Consider the following 1,346-nt stretch of genomic DNA (forward strand, 5'->3'; position numbering starts at 1 on the left):
TGGAATTGATTGACTCATTTCGATTGTCCAAGCACCATCAGCATTTACATTGTATTGATAAGTACCAGCGGAAATGGGGTAAACTTGTGATCCATTATAAGTTCCAATTGTATTGGTAATCAATTCGACCTGATTTCCATTTTCATCGAGCAGTTGCATAATGAAGTTTCGTGACCCATTATGGGTAGACTCGATAATTACAAAGCCATCTTCCAAAGTGAATTTGTTAGTAGCCTGTTGCCCTGATCCGCTAAGAGATAGTTCTTCTTTTCGTTTTTCTTTCAGCAGCTTTACGAGCTGCTTCCTCCTCTTTCGCCTTCTTGGCGGCCTCAGCATCAGCTTTTTCTTGTTCTTCTCTTTCTGCTTGTTCGGCTTCCGCTACTTCTTCGGCAGTGGGATCTTCAGTATCAGCTTCCACATCTACAACCTCATCTTCACTTATAACAGTCGTTCTGGATTGATTAGTGTCTGATTCGCCGAAGAGGTTACTGACAATCAGGAATCCAAAGAAAATGCTAATAATAATACGTGCTGCTTTATTGAACTTTTGATACCTCCACATTAGGAATAGCCCTAGTGGGAAAAATAAGAGTAACGTAAGAACGGTAAACCATGTCTTTTCATAAAATTTCATTCTAAAACGCCTCCTAAAAATAGTTAATAATCACATATAAATTATAACTCTTTTTAAGAATTTACCCTTTAATTTAAAAGAATATACTATGAATTCGTTCGACAGAAAACATTGCTTTGGAGAATTTTTATTACAAAATATCTATCTTTAACTTCTATATTGAGTGTTTTATCGTTTTAAACTAATGATTGGCTGCATGTGGAATTTGTTTTCCAAATGAGACGTCTGTTTGTTATACTGACAAACGAGGTGTTCAAATGGAAAAATAATTTGGTTATTGATGCTTATTGTCGCGATTGTCGCGAGTTTCGTCCCGCTTGAGCCACTCGTGTTGTCGCTTCTCGTATTCGCGTTGTTTGTCTTCATCAGTGTGGCTCTGTTTCAGCGGTTCCAACGTGAGGACAATTGGTTTGACCGCGTCTCACCGCTCATCGGTGTCGGTGTCGGTATTGTCGCGTTCATCCTGTACGCCCTCGTATTCGTCGCCTGGTTCAACTCATCGAACGATGCTCAGGTTTGGCAGGTCATCCCGCAACTCATCTTTATGTATGTCGGGATTTACTTGTTCGTCGTGACGACGGCGAGCTTTATGGCAGGGGCGACTCGCCAAAACCATCACGGTTCTTTCGACCGGTGTTGATTTTTCACTGTATTTTTCTACGGGGCGATGCTTTTGCTCCCGCTCCAACCGGGGCTCTAAATTAGTAGTAGA

Annotated in this window: 2 protein-coding genes and 1 pseudogene; 1 reads left to right on the forward strand and 2 read right to left on the reverse strand. The window is 41.0% G+C overall.

Annotation, left to right across the window (positions count from 1 at the left end; genetic code table 11):
• Window positions 1–336, reverse strand: a pseudogene (locus B9Z54_RS25055) (hypothetical protein); the annotation flags it as partial.
• A complete protein-coding gene (locus B9Z54_RS21845) occupies window positions 251–634 on the reverse strand; it encodes a hypothetical protein (RefSeq protein ID WP_113930472.1) in 384 nt (127 codons plus the stop codon). The pseudogene B9Z54_RS25055 and the gene B9Z54_RS21845, both read right to left, overlap by 86 nt.
• Window positions 635–914: 280 nt before the next feature.
• Here B9Z54_RS21845 and B9Z54_RS21850 point away from each other — a divergent pair, with 280 nt between their 5' ends.
• Window positions 915–1,274, forward strand: a complete 360-nt coding sequence (locus B9Z54_RS21850; RefSeq protein WP_113930473.1) for a hypothetical protein — start codon at window positions 915–917, stop codon at window positions 1,272–1,274.
• Window positions 1,275–1,346 lie beyond the last annotated feature (72 nt).

Source organism: Bacillus sp. P14.5 (genome assembly GCF_003316765.1).
GTDB lineage: Bacteria > Bacillota > Bacilli > Bacillales > Bacillaceae_B > Rossellomorea.

Bases quoted from the DNA above. Each gene is read 5' to 3' on its own strand.
- B9Z54_RS21850 (WP_113930473.1), top strand. From the start codon at position 915: ATGCTTATTGTCGCGATTGTCGCGAGTTTCGTCCCGCTTGAGCCACTC.
- B9Z54_RS21845 (WP_113930472.1), bottom strand. From the start codon at position 634: ATGAAATTTTATGAAAAGACATGGTTTACCGTTCTTACGTTACTCTTA.